The organism is Gilvimarinus sp. 1_MG-2023, from assembly GCF_030548285.1.
Genome location: NZ_JAUOSC010001333.1, coordinates 1 through 253 on the forward strand (window position 1 = coordinate 1; position 253 = coordinate 253).

At 56.9% G+C, this 253-nt stretch carries 1 protein-coding gene; it reads left to right on the forward strand.

Features of this window, described 5'->3' with window-relative positions; translation table 11 throughout:
• Positions 1-253 (forward strand): aldo/keto reductase (locus tag Q4563_RS21175; RefSeq protein ID WP_303605927.1); only part of this gene is annotated, 253 nt, incomplete at both ends.

Below are 253 nucleotides of genomic sequence, written 5' to 3' on the forward strand. Positions count from 1 at the left end.
GGCCCATGCGATACATCCGATTGCCGCACTGCAAACAGAGTATTCACTGTGGAGCCGCAACGCCGAGATTGCCGTACTGCAAGCCACCCGGGAACTGGGCACGGCATTTGTGGCCTTTTCTCCCCTTGCCCGTGGTTTTCTGGCAGATGGCCTGCAAGAGGTTGACTCGCTGGAGCCAAAGGATATCCGTCGCAATATGCCACGCTTCCATCCAGACAACTTTGCCGCCAACCTCACCTTGCTGGACACATTC